The organism is Pleionea litopenaei (assembly GCF_031198435.1).
Lineage (GTDB): Bacteria > Pseudomonadota > Gammaproteobacteria > Enterobacterales > Kangiellaceae > Pleionea > Pleionea litopenaei.
On sequence record NZ_CP133548.1, the window covers coordinates 3,555,306 to 3,573,912 of the forward strand.

9 protein-coding genes are annotated in these 18,607 nt (G+C 43.6%); all 9 read left to right on the forward strand.

Translation table 11 applies throughout. The features are described 5' to 3' along the window. The first annotated feature begins 164 nt into the window (after positions 1-164). The 9 genes from Q9312_RS15995 (at position 165) to chrA (ending at position 18,463) form a co-directional block, all read left to right on the forward strand. Positions 165-5,024: a PAS domain S-box protein gene (locus Q9312_RS15995; RefSeq protein WP_309201868.1), complete on the forward strand. Its 4,860-nt coding sequence runs from the start codon at positions 165-167 to the stop codon at positions 5,022-5,024. Beyond that, positions 5,025-8,987, forward strand: a complete 3,963-nt coding sequence (locus tag Q9312_RS16000) for a response regulator (RefSeq protein WP_309201869.1) — start codon at positions 5,025-5,027, stop codon at positions 8,985-8,987. Between the two features lie 62 nt (positions 8,988-9,049). Further along, on the forward strand, positions 9,050-9,907 hold the full coding sequence (locus Q9312_RS16005) for a methyltransferase domain-containing protein (protein WP_309201870.1): 858 nt from the start codon (positions 9,050-9,052) through the stop codon (positions 9,905-9,907). After that, entirely contained in the window at positions 9,907-10,125 is a 219-nt protein-coding gene (locus tag Q9312_RS16010) for a YheU family protein (protein WP_309201871.1), read from the forward strand. Before Q9312_RS16005 ends, Q9312_RS16010 begins: the two co-directional genes overlap by 1 nt. Before the next feature lie 72 nt (positions 10,126-10,197). Further along, entirely contained in the window at positions 10,198-10,710 is a 513-nt protein-coding gene (locus Q9312_RS16015) for a hypothetical protein (protein ID WP_309201872.1), read from the forward strand. A gap of 75 nt (positions 10,711-10,785) precedes the next feature. After that, on the forward strand, positions 10,786-12,153 hold the full coding sequence (locus tag Q9312_RS16020; RefSeq protein WP_309201873.1) for a TolC family protein: 1,368 nt from the start codon (positions 10,786-10,788) through the stop codon (positions 12,151-12,153). After that, on the forward strand, positions 12,150-13,949 hold the full coding sequence (locus tag Q9312_RS16025; protein WP_309201874.1) for an efflux RND transporter periplasmic adaptor subunit: 1,800 nt from the start codon (positions 12,150-12,152) through the stop codon (positions 13,947-13,949). The genes Q9312_RS16020 and Q9312_RS16025 overlap by 4 nt, the downstream gene beginning before the upstream one ends. After that, positions 13,939-17,061, forward strand: coding sequence for an efflux RND transporter permease subunit (locus Q9312_RS16030; RefSeq protein WP_309201875.1), 3,123 nt, complete (start codon positions 13,939-13,941; stop codon positions 17,059-17,061). The genes Q9312_RS16025 and Q9312_RS16030 overlap by 11 nt, the downstream gene beginning before the upstream one ends. A gap of 121 nt (positions 17,062-17,182) precedes the next feature. After that, a complete protein-coding gene (gene chrA, locus Q9312_RS16035; protein WP_309201876.1) occupies positions 17,183-18,463 on the forward strand; it encodes a chromate efflux transporter in 1,281 nt (426 codons plus the stop codon). Positions 18,464-18,607: the final 144 nt, after the last annotated feature.

Below are 18,607 nucleotides of genomic sequence, written 5' to 3' on the forward strand. Positions count from 1 at the left end.
AGATAAAATTCGGTCTTAGCCTATCAAAAATAATCACAGTTTGCTTAATCAAAGTGTTTCAAAATGCCAATTGAGGTTTCTTTGAAAGTAGTTGTTCAACTGGCGTAAAGGGCGATCTTGACTATAGTTAGAGGAGACTCCATTAGCCCTAAATTGCGCATCGAATGTCGATAAAAACTAAAACAAATCCTATGGCTCGCCAAGGTTGGTATTGGATTGTTTCAGCCTTATGTGCTTTGGTATTGCTGTATTTGTCGGTTTGGGCCAGTTCGGTTTACCAAGAACAGCAAAAGCAAGCACTGCGGGCATCGGTCATAGCCCAGTTGGGCACTTTAAGAGCGCAAATTGAAGGGCGATTGATCTCTGACTTTCAATTAACACGCGGCTTGGCGAGTGCTTTAGCCACGACCAATACCTTGTCTCAGCGAGACTTTGAGGTGTTGGCTAAGCCATTGTTTGAATCGTCAAAGGACCTCATCAATCTTGGTGCCGCACCCGATTTAGTTTTGTCTTATGTTTACCCTTTACAAGGCAATGAAAAAGCCATCGGATTAAATTATTTAACGCATCCGACGCAAAAAGACGCGGCCCTTCGAGCGCGAGATTCCAGGCAAGTTGTAGTCACTGGGCCTTTAACGCTGTTGCAAGGCGGGGAAGGACTCATCGCCCGATTTCCAATTTATCGTGACCTTAACATCAACTCTAACGCCAACTCTAACGCCGACTCTGAATCCAGTGATGAAGCATTTTGGGGCTTGTTATCGGTGGTGCTCAATGTTGATAGGGTGTATGAAAAATCTGGTTTGCTGGAATACTCTAAACGATACGACTTGGCACTCGCTAACGTCTTAGACGATGGGCAAGAAAGATTTTTCTTTGGCAATGCTAAGGTTAAGCAAAGCGATCCGGTCAGCTTTGAAATTGTGCTACCTGGCCAAGTTTGGAAAATGTACGGAGTGCCGCAGCAAGGGTGGCAAGGTGCCATAAACGATCTCCATCAAATGCAATGGGTCATCTTTTCATTAGCTGCGATTATTTGGTTGGGAATCGTCAGCGCACTTTCTTTCTATCGTCGACACCTTGCGAGTGAAGCTCGCTTACAAGTGCTATTTGATTTATCGCCATTAGGTATGGCGCTGGTTGATCACACCAATAGTCGAGTCATCGAATGCAACAAAGCGTTTGCAAAGCCACTGGGCTATTCGCAGGAGGAAATTGTCGACCAGAATATTGCAACGCTTACTCCCGAAAAATACCAAGTGCAGGATTTACTGCAAGCAAAGAAGCTGGATGAAAATGGCTCTTTCGGTCCTTACGAAAAAGAGCTCATTCGTAAAGATGCCAGCTTGGTTCCCGTTGAAATGAGTGGCGTGCGTTTTGACGATGTCTCTGGAAAAGCATTGGTCTGGTCGATTCTAGAAGATCTCTCTTATCGTCGAATTTATGAAAAGGTATTGCGGGCCAATGCTGATGAGTTAGCCTTGGTGATGGAGTCAACCGCGGTTGGTATTTGGGATTGGCAGGTGCAAACCGGAGACGTCACCTTTAATGAGCGGTGGGCTGAAATAGTAGGGTATCGACTTGAAGAGCTGAGACCTATTTCCATACAAACCTGGATTAACCTCGTCCATCCCGACGATCGCCAAATATCTGAAGAGCGATTGAATCTCCATTGGCGTGGTAAAGTCGAACGCTATGAGTGCGAAGCTAGAATGCGTCATAAAAGTGGCCGTTGGGTATGGGTTCTCGATACCGGTCGAGTGGTTGAGTGGCAAGACGACGGTTCACCAAAACGAATGATTGGCACGCACATAGACATTACCGATCGCAAAGAAACAGAGCAAGCCCTAAAGGCGTCTATTCTAGAGATCGAGACCTTTTTTAACACCAGTCTAATTATTAATTGTATTGCGAATGATCAAGGCTATTTCGAGAAAATAAATCCGGTTCTTGAAGTGGTGTTGGGATATTCTCAAAAAGAATTGTTATCTAGGCCATTTCTGGATTGGGTGCATGAAGAGGATAGAGAGGCAACGCAAGAAGCATTTTCAAAGCTGTTAGAGAACGAAAAAATAGAAGACTTTGTGAATCGCTACATTGCAAAAAATGGAGAGCTAAAATATTTGCGCTGGTCGGCTTCTAAGGAGCAGACGACCGGAAAAATTTATGCGGCAGCGGTCGATATTACCGAAAGAGTTGGCAAAGATAGAGAGTTAAAACGACTGTCGAAAATCGCAGCGCAAACCAGCAATGGAGTGTTAATTACCGATGTTCAGGAACACATAGAGTGGTGCAATCAAGCTTTTGAAAAAATATCGGGCTATTCGTTAGCAGAAATTAAAGGAAAGAAGCCGAAGGACTTTTTACAAGGAGAAAAAACGAATCATGCCGTTACCTCGAAAATTGCTAAGAAGCTGAAAGGCGGCGAGGGCTTTGATGAAGAGCTTTTAAACTACCATAAAGACGGCACTCCTTATTGGGTGAGAGTACAATGTTCTCCGTTAAAAAATGAGGCTGGTGAGATCACCGGCTTTATGGCATTTGAAATCGATATCACCATAGAGAAAGAGAATAAACGTTTACTCGATGAGCAACAGAAAACGCTAGAAAATATGAGTAGCTTAGCGCGAATCGGAGCTTGGGAAGTCAACCTTTTAACCAGCCAAGTCTATTGGTCGAATATGACCAAAATTATTCATGAAGTACCTGAAGATTATCAACCAAAACTGGACACCGCGATTAACTTCTACAAAGAGGGCGAAAGTCGCGAGAAAATATCCAGTCTGGTTGAACGATGCATTCAGTTCGGTGAGCCCTACGAAGCTGAGCTGCAACTGATCACGGCCAAGGGAAAAGAAATCTGGGTAATGGCCAAAGGTGACGCTGAATTTAAAGACGGCGAATGCGTGCGACTATTTGGCTCATTTCAAGATATCGATCAGCGCAAACGTTCCGAAGTGGAAGGGCAGAAAGTGGCTCGTCTAAATCAGGCGATTGCCGAATTGACCGTTGAGAGAGAGGTGTTGGGGGGCAATTTAGAACAAGCAAAAACACAAATAATGAAAACGGTATGCCAAACGTTAGAAATAGAGCGTTGCAGTATCTGGTTGTTCAATCAAGATTACTCTGAACTAAGAAACATTGGACTCTATTCATCAAGCACGGACTCTGTGTCTGAAGGAACCGTGCTCAAGCAAAAGGATTACCCCAAGTATTTCGCAGCTATTTTGCGGCGCTCCCATATTTCTGCTCCCGATGCCAAAAAGCATCCTGATACAGAAGAGTTTGGTGACAGCTACCTCGAGCCCCTAAATACTTACTCTCTGCTTGACGCTATTATTCCGGGTGGTGATGGCATTGTTGGTGTGGTGTGCGCTGAAGCTACCAACGAAATTAAGTATTGGAGCCAAAGTGAAGAAAGTTTTTTAATTTCAATCGGCACGCTAACCGGTGGTGTTTTTGCGACGGAACAACGTAAACGAACAGAGAAAAACTTAATTCAGGCAAAAGAAGTCGCGGAAAAAGCAGCATTAGCGAAAAGTGAATTTCTCGCCAGCATGAGTCACGAAATTAGAACGCCAATGAACGGCGTGCTCGGAATGTTGAGTTTATTGAAGCAGCAAAAAATGGGTGTTTCGCAAGCTCATCAGGTGAAACTGGCCTATAACTCAGCCGAAACGTTACTGATGGTGATTAATGACATTCTTGATTTTTCAAAAATAGAAGCTGGAAAGCTTGATATTGAGCAAGTGGAATTCGATCTTTTAGAGTTTCTTGGTTCAGTGATGGAATCCTTTGCGCTAAAAGCCGAAGAAAAAAACATAGAGCTAATTTTAGATACTCACACATTAGAACATAAGCGAGTCACCAGTGATCCCGCCAGGCTGCGACAGATACTCAATAACTTAATTGGCAATGCGATTAAATTTACGAACCGTGGCAGTATTCGAGTTGAGATGACTGAAATTGGTCCTGCGTCAAGACGGCGACTTGAATGTCGAGTAACCGATACGGGAATCGGAATACCAAAAGAAAAGCAAAGTGATTTATTTGAAGCCTTTACGCAGGCCGATGCGTCGACGACGAGACAATACGGCGGTTCAGGACTGGGTTTAGCCATTGTCAAACGATTGTGTCAATTGATGGGGGGCGATATTTCGGTCAGTAGTGAAGTTGGCAATGGCAGCAGTTTTATTTTCGAAGTCGAATTATTTGGATACGGCGACGTGATTACCGATTCTTATAAGGACCTGGCGGGGACGAATATTGTAATTGCGATGAAATCACTCGAAGCTAAAAAGGTTATGGTTGATAGTTTAGCGACTCTTGGATGCGTGACTCATCAATGGAAAAAAGGACTTAATATTTCTCAGTCTCTATCGTTTATCATTGATGAATTTACCTATCTTACGGAAAAAGAAGCGATCGAAAGTTGGACGAGAGAGAATCAAGATTTCATTCAAAGAATGGTGCTTTTGCAAAAGATCAGCAGCGAAGTGACCTTTAGTTTATTACCAAAGGATATACCGACTAAAAAGCTATTTATACCGGCGAAGCCGAGTGATCTTTACTCTGCGCTTCTGTCTCAATTAAATACTTCTGATTCAACGGAGCAAGCCATACAAAGTTACCCTGATTTAGGTTTGAATAGAATACTGTTGGTTGAAGATAACAGAGTCAATCAAACCGTCGCTAAAGCGATGCTTAAGAAACTCGGAATTAAAGTCGACATTGCCAACAACGGCGAAGAGGCATTAGTCAAGCTGCGTAGCGAGAATGATTACTCAGTGGTGTTAATGGACTGTCAGATGCCAATAATGGACGGGTACGAAGCTACTCGAGCGATTCGTACCGATGAAACATTAGTCAGTAAACGAGGCATTCCGATTATTGCGTTAACGGCAAACGCCTTAAAGGGTGATCGAGAGAAGTGTTTAGCATCGGGGATGGATGACTACTTAAGTAAACCTTTGTCTATCGATAAGTTGCAAGAAAAACTAAGTTATTGGAGCCACCATCAGTAAATGAACTCAGCAATTAAACCTCACAAATCGCTGCCATCTTTCTCGAAAAAGTTGATGCTTTGGTTGTGTGTTTTTGCCATCTTTCCAAGTTTGCTGACATTGAGTTTTGCATTCTATGGTTTTTCTCAAGCGATCGACGCTGAGGTGAACCAGGAATATTTATCGGCCCATCGTACGGAATTAAAGTATTTAGAACAATGGATTATTGATCAGGAATTATTGTCAGAACAAATTAACGATGAGTTACGTGATGATTTTGTTTTAAACGCTCATAACTTGAGTAGCGAATATAACTTATCGCACTTAGTGAAATTTGCTTCAGAAAAAGATGAAACTCTACTCGGGGCGTATCTAGAGTCTGACGGTAAAGTCACAACGCTGTATCGACGTGCCGGTAGCGCGGCCATCTCGTCAGAAGCGTTTTTTGCGATCAGTCCAGTAAAATTTTGGTCCGTGAATAAATCACGCAATGAAATTGTTTTGGTCTCGGCAGTAATGGATGAGCAGGAAACCAGTCGAATTGCCTTAGTTTACAATCTGGCCAACCTAAAGTTCTTAGCCAATCGAGAAGCAAACAGTTTTAGCGATAAGGTACGTGTACTTTTTCAAGACAACCATTTTTTTGGTGAGCAATCATTAAGCCTTGATGAATATAGGTCATTTGTTCAAAATGCGGTTAATTCATCAAGCACCGCATTCGATATTGTTAATAAAAAAGCGATTGCAGCGACGGAAGTCGAGTTCGGTCGTGAAAACTTTGTCTTTGTGTCAATTTTTGACTATCAGAATATTATCAATTCAAAACGTGAGTTATTGCTGTTTTATCTGGGTGTTTCCGTATTCTCGGTCATCGCAATTTTTTTAATCGCTAAGTTAGTGGTGGCGCGGTTAAACAAACCCTTACTGGCCTTTGCCGAGTGGGTAGAGTTAGTTGGAAAGGGCGATGATAAAGAACTTCATGCCATTTTTGATGTCGCGGAGTTACGAAAAGTTGCTGATCAATTTAATTTTTTATTAAAACAACGTGAACGTTCGAAGCAGGAGTTGGATGCAAGTTTAATTAGAGAGCAACGCGCCTTTGAACAAGCGAAACAAATCCGTAATGCTTTAGATTCACATGCCATTGTCGCCATTACTGATGTTAAAGGAAATATAATCTTTGCGAATGATAAATTTTCGACTATCAGCGGCTACCAAACGGAAGAGTTGATTGGCGAGAATCATCGGTTACTCAATTCTGGCTATCATCCGACCGAATTTTTTATCAATATGTATCGACAAATTGCCAGAGGGAATGTTTGGCGGGCAGAAATATGCAATCGTCGTAAAGACGGTGAACTCTACTGGGTAGATACGACTATCTATCCCGTACTCGGGTTGAATAAAAAGCCGGAGTCTTACATTGCCATTCGAACGGATATTACTGAATTGAGACGCTCCAAAGAGCGCTTAAGCGAACAAGCTCAATTATTAAAAAGTGCGCAGAAACTCGCAAGAATAGGCCATTACTCGCTAAATGTTCAAACAAACACCTGGGAAAGCTCAGATGAGTTGAATTTAATTTTTGGTATCAATAAGACATACATAAAAACGACGAGTAGTTGGTTAGACTTGGTAGTATCAGAAGATAGAGAGAAGCTGTTGGATTACATTAAATTTGACTTCTTTAAAAAGCGGAAAAAATTTGATTTCAGTTATCGAATAAAGAGGCAGTCAGACAGTGAAGTGCGTTGGGTTCATGCGATTGGTGACATACTGTTAGATGAAAATAATAGAGTCTCCAAAGTCTTTGGCATAGTTCAAGATATAACTGAACAGCGAATGCACGAAGAAGTCAGGCGAGAAATCTATGAAGCCACCGACGCTAAGTTTCAAATCACCAGCGTGCTCAACGAATCGGGAACTTTAGACGAGCGCTTAGAAAAGACCTTGAATATTATTTTCTCAATCGAAGGTTTAAATGTTCAAACCAAGGGCGGAATTTTTCGTTATGACAATGAGTCGCAATGTCTTAAGCTTTGTCATTATCAAGGTGAATTTTCTGAACAATTTCTAGCTGACGAAGAGACTGTTAAGTTAGGCGATTGTTTATGTGGCAGAGCGGCGGAAAGTGGAGAAATATTAATAAGTGATAATTGTGAGACGGATCATCGTCACGAACATCGTTGGGACGATATGAAACCTCATGGACATTACATAGTTCCGCTGATTGAAAGCCAAAAAGAAGGATTGCTAGGTGTTATGTTTTTGTACACTGACATCAACCCTTCGCGTTCTGAAATTCGGTTGAACCTCTTGAAAGATATTGGTGATTTGATCTCATTGGCCATAGTACGAGACCGAGCCAAAGAAGAGTTGATACGCGCCCAAGCACAGGCGGAAGACAATAATCGCATTAAAAGTGAGTTCTTAGCCAGTATGAGTCACGAAATTCGCACGCCAATGAACGGTATCATGGGCATGTTTGAATTGCTTATGAATCAGGGGCTGACTGAGAAGCAACGTCACTACGCATCACTCGGTATGTCGAGCGCTCAATCACTATTGGCGATCATTAATGATATTCTCGATTTTTCAAAAATTGAATCTGGAAAACTGATACTAGAAAACATCGAGTTTGACGTTATCTCGCTGCTCTCTGAAATTGTCGAGTCTTATGGTTATCAAGCTCAGAATAAAAACATTGAATTGATACTTGATGTGAAAGATTGCCACCTGCGTCGCTTATATGGCGACCCTGGAAGAATTCGTCAGGTTGTAAATAATTTGATCAGCAATGCTATTAAATTTACGGAACAAGGCGAAGTCGTTTTATATGCGAGTAGCGAACGCAAAAATGGACATGGCCTGTTGTCTTTTGAAGTTTCTGATACCGGCATTGGTATCGCCGAAGAAAAGCAACGGTCATTGTTTTCAAGTTTTACGCAGGCCGACACCTCAACCACGCGAGTTTATGGTGGTACAGGTTTGGGGCTGGCCATAGTCAAACAACTGGTCGAGTTGATGCAAGGCAAAGTGGAGTTGAAGAGTCGCTTTGGTGAAGGGTCTAGCTTTACTGTGGAGCTGAAGTTAGAAGCAAAAGGCAACGACGACCAGTTATCACTTGGTGTGGACTTAAGAAATACCTCTATTTTACTGGTTGACCCAAACAAACGTTTACTCGATGCAACCGCTGAACAGCTCAAACGCTGGGGCGCGAAGGTTTCGGCTGTAAGCTCCGGGGAGCAAGTGATACGGCAGTTAGCAAATTCAGCAGTCGACATCGTGATCGTTAATCAATCGTTACCCGATATTGATGTGACTGAATTGGTTAAGGGTGAGCAAATTGAAAAGACGGCACCACAACCTTCTTGGGTGGTCATGACTTCTCTCGCGACCAGAGGTGACAATCACTTTGTCGATAACAATAATTTTGATTATGTTTTTGCAAAACCTGTGACCCCTCCTGATTTATGGGCGATGTTCGGTGAATTACTAAAAATAACTACGCCGCTGAAGAGTCAGTCGATTGTAGGGAGCCGTGATCGCGAGCGAATCACCAGCGATGAAGCCAACTCGATAGCCGGATTAAAGGTCTTGGTCGCGGAAGATAACAAAGTCAATCAAGTACTCATTCTTACGCTGTTAAAAAAGCATGGTATTCAGGCTTCATTAGCGCAAGACGGTCAAGAGGTTCTCGATACTTTACACTCTCGAAACGCCTTCGATTTGGTTTTAATGGATTGTCAAATGCCACAGATTGATGGCTATGAGGCAACGCGTAAAATCAGAGCTGGCGAAGCTGGTCGAGAAGTCAAAGATATTCCCATTGTGGCATTAACGGCGAATGCCATGAAAGGCGATAGGGAGAAATGCATTGCCAGCGGAATGGATGATTATTTGACTAAGCCGATTCAACAAGATGCGTTAGTACAAGCGTTACAGCGTTGGGCATTAGTCAAGGTACAATCTCGTCAACGCTAACCTTTTCTTCTTAGTTAAGGGTATAATTAGGCCCTATTCTAGTTAACTTGACGTTGCTCCTGATGGACAGAAATTTCGACGATATCGCGCAACACTTTTTCAATAAAGTACATTCCACTCACAAGGGTGAGCTGCGTCGACGGGTCATTCAACAAGACTTAACGTTGCTCGAAAAGTGGCTCCAACAACCACGACGAGTCGCCGATATAGGCGCTGGCTTTGGCGATTTTTGTCGTCGATTCGCACGAGAGGGTCATCAGGTTTGGTACAATGATCTCTCTAAAGAAATGATGCTGCAGGCGCAACGGCAATTTAATCCAGACGCTCAGTTTAAACCAGGCTCTCCGTTAAAAATAGATTCTCAGTTTAAATCTAACGATCTCACTAATCTTAACTCGGAAAATACCAACAGTACTTTGCCGTTTCAGATTGAATGGTCCAATCAACCTTACCAAGAGTTCTTACCTAGCCTCCAGCAACCGGTCGACCTGATTCTTTGTCATGCGGTGATTGAGTGGCTTGAACAACCCGAGCGGTTGATTCCGACCATTGCGAGTAAATTGGTTGAAGGTGGTTATCTATCACTGTGTTTTTACAATACCGTCGGGAGAGATTTTAGAAACTTAATCTGCGGCAACTTTCATCATCTCGACCACCAGTCTGAGCGAAAGAGTGATCAAGGCAGTTTAACCCCGAATACCGCTCCTACATGGACGCAAATTGCTGAGTGGCTGGAGCAACATCATTTTTCTATCGAGAAGGTTTCTGGTATTCGAGTATTCTCTGACTACGCGACCCAAAAACGTGGTGGTTTGCTTTTTCCCGAGCAGGTCATTGAACGAGAATTGCAGTATAGTCAGCAAGAGCCCTTTAAGTGGCTTGGTCGATACATTCATGTGTTAGCAACAAAGGTGAGTTAATGATCATTCCTTGGCAAGAATTAGATCCGGACACGCTAGATAATGTAATTCGAGAGTATGTGCTCTCGAAACTAGAAGATTATCAGATGGAGTCTACGCAGATGTCTGAGTGGATTAATCAAGTAAAAAGTCAGCTTCGTAGCGGTGAAGCGGTTATCGAGTGGAGTGAGGCAAATGAGTCTGTAACCATTGTGGAATCTGCTAAGTATTCCGGCTAAACTTAGGCTAATACTTGACTCTAGACCTGCTCAAGGGTTTAAATTAGCGTCTGAAACGTTGAGGAACAGCGATTGGTCTCGAAAAACAGCAACCCTATACACTTGATAATGCTACTGGCTTTATTGGCCATGGTGGTAGGGCAAAGTTGTGCTGCTTCGATGGCAATAGTCATGACCCCGGTTTCAAATAACTCTCAACATCACCAAAATGTAACGAGCAATAAGCATCACTCTACTGAAGAAACTTCAGTCGTCGGTAGCAAGAGTTCGATGCTTCACTCCCGGCATATCGATTCACACTCACATTCTTTGACGTCAAACGCCGATCCTATCGTTACTAACGAGTCATCATCGTCGCACCAGTGTTGTGACGACTCATCTCTCGCGTTGGATTGTGAAAGCTGCAAGGTGAATGACTTTGTTTCGCTGGTGAAAGATCAATCGAAAGTAAAGTATGTGGAACACGCGGCTTTGGAAAGTGCGAAGCCTGAAACTTCGGTCTTTATCGCTCACGCTGAATTTATCGCCGTAAGACTTTTTTCCCCTCCCAAGATCTATCTCAATCACTGTCGTTTTCTCATCTGATTTTTAAATCAATCTCGGTCGCATTAACGTGTCCCAAATGACTGTTATTAAAAATTAGTAAAGAAGGCTTTACCTATGAAATCCATGTTCTATGCACTAGCGATTGTTGCGCTATGCAATGAATCATTTTCGGCACCCAATTCAGAATCGATCGACTCGTTAGCTGAAGCTGTTGATCGAGCTTTGTTGGTGGCGCCGAAAGTGAAGTCCTTACAGGCAGATCAAAGTGCGTATCGTGCCGCTGAGCTAGCCAGTGATCGTTTGCCCAACCCTGAAATTTCACTGCAGTTGGCCAATTTGCCTATAGACTCCTTTAGCTTTGCCCAAGAACCAATGACGCAAGTTCAATTGGGAATTGTTCAACCGTTAAATCGAGGTGATACGGTCGAGCTGCAGCAACAAGTGTGGCGACAGAAAATTGTTCAGTCAGAAATGTCTCTACTGAACTATCGGGCAGAAGTAAAGCTAGCAGTCAGCTCTTTGTGGTTCGAACTATATCGTGTACGACAACAGCTCCTAATTGTTGAAAAAACCAAGGCGCTGTACGCTCAGGCCTTACAAATTGTCAATGCTCGGTATGCAAGTGCCATAGGGAGCGCTCGACAGAGTAATGTTCTGCAGTCGCAATTGGAGCTGTCTCGGCTCGATGACGATTTACTGCGTTTGAAACAACGAGAACAAAGTATTGTGAAGGCATTGAAGGCTTGGATGGGAGACGATGATTTAGCGAATGTTTCTTTTGACCTTCATAAGCAAAAGCCCAGTATTAATATTATACAGCAAGAATTAATCGGCCTTCCTTCAAATGAAATGACTCCGCTGTTGTTGCCTTTATTGAATCAACATCCGAAAGTTCAACAGATGCACCAGCAAAGTGAAATCTATAAAACGCAATCTCATATTGCTGAACAAGCTCACCAACCACAATGGAAAGTCAGTGCCAGTTATGGACATCGGCAAGACGATTTAAATGGCATGCCAAGAGATGATTTTTTTTCCGTCGGTGTTCGTTTTGATTTACCGATTTTTAATCGCTCACAAACCGATCAAGTGGTGGAATCGGCGCGCTATCAAGTTCAATCGACTAAATACCAAGTGCGAGACTTGATTAAAACCATGCTCTCTGAGGCTCTGGTGGTGGCTGAAAACTATCAGTGGAATGAGCAGCGTCAAGATCACTTTCAAAAAACGCTGTTAACGCAAGCTGAGCAACATGCTGAAGCGGCTTTAACCGCCTACACCAATGATGATGGTAGTTTTTCTGACGCCCTAGCCGCGCAAGCTCAATGGCTTAAATTAAGACTGCAACAACTCGATCTCGAGGTTGAACAACTAAAGTATCAAGCGCAATGGAATTATTTCGTCTCGAATTATCAAGTGCGTCAAGAGCAATCAAATACAAGTAACAACCGTAAAGTTTCAAACATTGGAGATGAACAATGAGTAACGCTAAACCTAACAAAGGAACCGTTTTTCTCGTGGTTGCCAGCATGCTCATTGGCGCCCTTGTCACTATGACTTTGAATACTTGGGTCTTGTCGAAGGGTACTCAGTCTGAGCAGTCGAAAGAGCCATTGTATTGGGTTGCGCCTATGGATCCGAATTATCGTCGCGATCAACCTGGAAAATCGCCGATGGGCATGGACCTTGTGCCTGTATATGAAGAGCCGCAAGGGCAAAAGAGCGCAGGGATGGTCGCGATTGATCCCCAAGTGGTGAACAACCTTGGCGTTCGACGAGGTACAGCACAATTGCGTCAACTGACACAAGATTTACGCAGCGTCGGGTACATTCAATATGATCAAAAACGATTGGTTCACATTCATCCTCGAGTTGCGGGTTGGGTGGAGCAGTTGATGGTGAATGCTGAAGGCGATCCAGTAACCAAAGGGCAGCCACTTTACTCTCTTTACTCTCCGGAACTGGTTAATGCGCAAGAAGAACTCTTAATTGCTTTACAGAGAAATAATCAGCGCTTGGTTCAAGCCGCAATGGAGCGATTAAAGGCCTTACAACTCGACGACAAAACCATTGCATCGATTAAACGCAACCAAGAAGTGATGCAGAAAGTAATTTTTTATGCGCCCCAAGATGGCGTTGTCGATAATTTGAGAATTCGCGAAGGTTTTTTTGTGCAGCCAGGTAACACGCTGATGTCTATCGGTGATTTGTCACGAGTATGGGTTGAAGCCGAGTTATTTGAACGTCAGGCCAGCCAGGTTAACGTTGGAGAACCTGTCACCATGACGTTGGACTCCATTCCCGGTCGACAATGGCAGGGCCGAGTCGACTATATTTATCCTACCCTCGATGCAACAACAAGAACATTGCGCCTGCGATTGGAGTTCAGCAATGATGATCAGGCATTAAAACCGAATATGTTCGCTCAAATTCAAATTCACTCAACTCAGTCACAGCCGGTCTTAACGGTGCCTCGAGAAGCGGTGATCAGAACTGGGGTGCAAGATCGCATAGTTGTTGAACTTGAGCCTGGTGTATTTAAATCGGTCGCCGTGAAACTTGGTAGTAGCAACCGCGAGTTTTTTGAAATTTTAGAAGGGGTTGAACTAGACGACACAGTGATTACGTCGGCTCAATTTCTCATTGATTCGGAATCCAGTAAAAGCTCCGATTTTATGCGACAAGCTCCTTATAGCCAAAAACCCAGTTCGGTTTGGACCGAAATTACGTTGATAGAAGTCGATGATCAGAGCAGAACGGTTAAGGCAAGTCACCCAAGCATCGATGAGTGGGACTGGCCGGCGATGACGATGAACTTTGAAGTTGATAATGCGGTGGACTTTTCACTACTCAGCGCGGGAAAAATCATTCACGCGCAACTTTCTGAACGAGCCGTGCAGGGAGAGCAGAGTTACCTAATCACTGACATTCATATTATGGACGGTGAGTCGTCAACAGAGAGTCATTCGAACGATTATCCCTCGGCGACGGTGACCGGTGAAATTCAATCGATAGAAAAAAGTAGCCGAGCAATGCTCATTCATCGTTCCGCTATCGAAAAATGGAATCGTCCGGCAACGACCATGACGTTTAAACTTGACGAGTCCATTAATATTGACGATTACCGCGCCGGAGACTCTGTGCGATTTACTTTCGAAGTTCGTGATGACTTTGTGATCGTGGCTATGGAAGGGATTGTGGCTGGGGATAAATTGAGTAGCACCGATCAAAGCCAAGATGGTTCATCGATGGTGGGGGAGACTGATCATGATCATTAAGGTTATTCAATGGTCTTTGAAGAACCGCTTTTTGGTGTTGCTTGCCACCTTGATCATTTGTGGTTTAGGTATCTTTTCGGTGAAGCAAACCCCAGTGGATGCAATTCCTGACCTGTCCGATGTACAAGTGATCATCAAGACTTCCTACCCAGGACAAGCGCCTCAAGTCGTTGAAGATCAAGTGACTTATCCTCTCACCAGCGCCATGTTGTCGGTACCCGGTGCACAAACGGTACGAGGCTTTTCCTTTTTTGGTGACTCATTCGTGTACGTTATTTTTGATGATGACACTGACCTTTATTGGGCTCGCTCTCGAGTTCTAGAATATTTAAGTCAAGTTGCTCCTAACCTTCCTGAGGGAGCAAAAGCGCAATTGGGACCCGACGCTACGGGCGTTGGTTGGGTTTATGTTTATGCGCTACAAGATCAAACCGGTCAGCATGATTTGAGTCAATTACGCAGTATACAAGACTGGTTTTTAAAGTATGAGTTGCAAACGGTTTCGGGTGTGTCGGAAGTTGCAACCTTGGGTGGAATGGTTCGCCAATATCAAGTTCGAGTCGACCCCGATAAACTAAGAGCTTATGGTATCCCGCTCAGCCTAATTCAAACAGCCATTCAACGTGGTAATCAAGAAGTAGGAGCCTCGGTTATAGAGATGGCCGAAGCTGAGTATATGGTCAGTGTCACAGGCTATTTGCAATCAGTGGATGACCTTTTTGCTATTCCACTGGGAGTCAATCAACAGGGAACGCCATTATTACTCGGAGACGTCGCTGATATTTCCTTGGGTCCGCAGATGCGTCGTGGTATTGCTGAGCTGAATGGCGAAGGGGAAGTGGTTGGTGGCATTGTTGTGATGCGTTTTGGCGAAAATGCGCAAAAGACCATTGAGGGCATCAAAGCAAAATTAGAACAAGTGAAAGCCGGTTTACCAGATGGTGTAGAAGTTGTGCCTGTTTATGACCGAAGTGATCTGATAACTCGTGCCGTTGATAATTTATGGCAAAAGCTATTAGAAGAGTTCTTAATGGTTGCGGCTATTTGTATCGTTTTCCTTTTCCATGTTCGTTCTTCTATGGTCGCCATCATTAGTATTCCAGTTGGCATACTGATCGCTTTTATTGTGATGTATTGGCAGGGTCTGAATGCAAATATTATGTCACTGGGTGGAATAGCAATCGCCATAGGGGCAATGATCGATGGCGCGATTGTGATGATAGAAAACATGCATAAACACATTGAGCGAGAGCCCATCAATCAACAAAATCGATGGGACATTGTGTTTAGATCCGCCAGTGAAGTTGGACCGGCTTTGTTCTTTAGCCTATTAATTATCACGGTCAGTTTTTTACCGGTATTCACTTTAGAGGCACAAGAGGGGCGAATGTTTTCTCCGCTAGCCTTTACTAAAACCTATGCAATGGGTGCCGCTGCAATTCTTGCAATTACTCTGGTGCCGGTGTTAATGGGGTATTTTATTCGGGGAAAAATTAAATCGGAGCAAGAAAATCCGATTAACCGAGGATTGCAAAGTGTCTATAAGCCCTTGTTAAAAGTATTTTTATATCGACCTAAGTTAACGTTAATGGTTTGCTTTTTGGTTATGCTCGCAACGATTTGGCCATTAAGTAAAATCGGCAGTGAATTTATGCCGCCTTTGGATGAAGGCGACATCATGTATATGCCAACCACTTACCCTGGTGTTTCTATTGGTAAAGCGCGCGAAATACTACAACAAACGGATAAAATGATACGCCAAATTCCTGAAGTGAAAAATGTATTTGGTAAAGTTGGTCGAGCTGAAACTGCGACGGATCCTGCGCCTTTAACAATGATTGAAACCTTTATTCAATTAAAGCCACCCGAGCAATGGCGTCCGGGAGTAACCACTCAAGATATTATTGATCAGTTGAATGCGACGGTTAATATTCCAGGGCTTTCAAATGCTTGGGTTATGCCGATTAAAACGCGAATAGATATGCTGGCCACAGGAGTGAAAACACCGATAGGTATTAAAGTCGCTGGGCCGGATCTCACGCAGATACAAAAAATTGGAGAGCAGATAGAGAAAGTACTCGAACAAGTTCCTGGGACACTCTCGGTCTATTCTGAACGAGTCGCGGGTGGACGGTATTTGAATATCGATATTGACCGCGCTAAAGCAGCTCGTTATGGCTTGAATATTAGCGATGTTCAACAGGTCATCACGACGGCTGTAGGAGGAACCAATGTCACGCAAACAGTCGAAGGACTTGAGCGTTATCCCGTAAGTATTCGTTACCCTCAAGATTATCGCAATTCGCCTGAGCAATTAAAACTACTCCCCATCGTAACGCCTAATGGACTAAGGATCAGTTTGGGCGACGTAGCTAACATAAAACTCAGTAACGGACCGGCCGGAATTAAAAGTGAAAATGCGCGAATCAATGGCTGGGTGTTTGTTGATATTGAAAATATTGATATTGGGCATTACGTCGAGCAAGGTCAGACAATCTTAAGTGAAAAAATTCAATTACCGCCCGGATACAGCTTACAGTGGGCCGGACAGTACGAATACATGTTACGAGCAAAAGAAAAGCTAAGTTATGTGGTTCCTTTAACGTTGGTGATCATCATTGTTCTTTTATATTTAAGTTTTGGCCGAATGACCGAAGTGATGATTCTAATGGCCACGTTACCGCTCGCGCTGGTTGGAAGTGTTTGGCTCATGTATTTATTGCAATACAACTTTTCTGTTGCCACGGGCGTAGGCTTTATTGCGCTTGCAGGAGTTGCGGTAGAAACCGGTGTCATCATGCTGGTTTACCTCAATCAGAATTATCATCAAGCATTAACCAATGCACAGACGTCAATATCGCTTAACGAACTTAGAGACCTCGTAATCGATGCTGCGGTTATGAGAGTTCGCCCCGTATTGATGACTGCTGGTGCGACAATTTTGGGCTTGATTCCCATTTTGTTAGGTACGGGAACTGGCTCAGAAGTAATGAGCCGACTGGCTGCGCCTATGGTTGGAGGAATGATCACGGCGGTGATTTTAACGCTATGGGTGTTGCCTGTCGTGTTTTTAATATGGAGAAATCACAGCTTGCAGCGAAAGAGCACATAGTTGATAAGGTCTTGGCCACCTAATCCTAAATGTCTCTTGTCATATTTTTGATATATTGGTTCAATAAGCTATTCGGTTGTTTTGCTCCAATAACCTTGGCTTAAATGAAGTGACTCATTCTATGAAAAGTATGCTGAATAGCTGGAAAGTATTTCTTCAATTTTTTAGTCTTGGCTGGTTCAGCTTTGGTGGGCCAGCCGCACACATAGGCTATTTCAGACGGCATTTTGTCGAACAGAAACAGTGGTTATCGAGTGACCAGTACGGCCAAATGATTGCTCTTTCTCAGTTACTTCCCGGTCCAGGATCTAGCCAAGTAGGGTTCATGCTTGGTCTTCACCGAGCGGGTATCGGTGGAGCCATAGCTGCATTTCTTGGGTTTACCTTGCCATCTTTTCTCATAATGTATGGTTTAACTCAGATGGAGTCGCGCTTCGAGCAATCGATCCATTTACTAGGCTTGATTGACGGATTGAAGCTGTTTGCCGTGGTTGTGGTGATCGATGCTATTTGGCAAATGGGAAAAAGTTTTTCACGCACTTTGGCGACATTTCTGATCACGCTAGGAGCCGCCGTACTCATTCTAAGTTTTCCGTCTCTAATGATGCAGATGCTGGTCATTTTAATTGCCGCGTTCATCCATTGGAGTGTGCAGCGTGCAGGTCGTCGATTTGCTGAACGCAATGGCCCTAATCAGTCAACCTCGGAAGATAACAACCATGATTCGTCACTGTCGGCGAATTCAATCAAGACGAATGATTCTATCAACACGAATAACGTTATCAAAACATCCAACAATGGAAAGTGGTGGTCAGCCTTATTCTTAGTGTTATTTGTTGTGTCGATCACCCTTTCTCTGGTTCCTGAATTAACCAGCCATGGTCTGGTCACTTCTTTTTTCCAGTTTTTTCAAGTGGGTAGTTTAGTGTTTGGTGGTGGCCATGTGGTGCTACCATTATTGCAAAACACACTGGTGATTGACTCGAATACCTTCCTAACAGGGTATGCTGCCGCTCAGGGTGTGCCGGGGCCCATGTTTACCTTAGCAACTTATTTAGGCAGTGAACTGCATCCGAATGCGACATTGCTTGGGGCAACGTTAGCAACGTTAGGGATTTTCTTACCAGGTTTTCTCCTTGTGCTTGCGGTTCGAGACTTTTGGCAACGTTGGTTGCAGCGACCTGGTTTTGTCGCAGCGGTGGCGGGGGTGAATGCGGCCGTAGTTGGGTTATTAGTGGCTGCCTTGATCAACCCTATTTGGAGTACCGGTGTACAATACGTCTGGCAATGGCCAGTGATTTTGATGGCATTGTTTGCATTGAACCGATTTAAGATAAAAATAATTTGGCTGGTTATTTTATTTATGTTGATCGGCTGGAGTAGTCATTGGGTATACAGTTAAATGCCTTAGAGTTAGATTTATAGGTAGGCGTAAACTAGACTGCTTTAACAAGTTTAGAAATGAAAGCTACCAAATACAGCTGCCAAAAACAGCAACGTTTGAAAATTATGAGTTTATGCTCAAAACTTAAGTAAGGAAACTCAA